The 438-nt window shown below is 58.7% G+C and carries 1 protein-coding gene; it reads right to left on the bottom strand.

Annotation, left to right across the window (positions count from 1 at the left end):
• Positions 1-113: 113 nt before the first annotated feature.
• Positions 114-438 (bottom strand): GNAT family N-acetyltransferase (locus AC1D34_RS38305; protein ID WP_476827117.1); only part of this gene is annotated, 325 nt, incomplete at its 5' end.

Genomic DNA, 438 nt, shown 5'->3' with positions numbered 1-438 from the left:
GCTTCGTCCCGAAAACCGCAATCCACTTTTCGGGCCGATGCTTTGGATCGCCTCCTTCAAAGCGGTCTTCGGTCGCAAAAACCAGCGAGCCCGGCTTGGGTCGATTTTGCCCCTTAGCGGATGATCGTCTTCTGCATTGGGACGCAGTTGTTGGCGTGTTCAAGCAGCCGCGGTGGATGGCCCTCGAAGAGTTTCCACCCCGTCGCGGTATAGAACCCTTCAGCATCCGAAGCCGCGTTCACGAACAGGACACTTATTCCGAGCCTGTGCGCGTATCCTTCCACCATCGCGTTCAAGATTCGACCGTGGCCCTGTCCGCGAATGGCGGCAGTGATGGCAACGAGCCTGACGATACCCGTTCCATCGCGTAGATCATCGAGCCTTGTTGTACCGGCTCCCTGCCCCTTGAACTTCAGCAGCAGGGGATGGTGATGGGGC

Source organism: Allobosea sp. P1_A7, assembly GCF_056406775.1.
The sequence above is the reverse complement of the archived record's forward strand: the minus strand, read 5'-3'. Positions and strand labels throughout refer to the sequence as shown.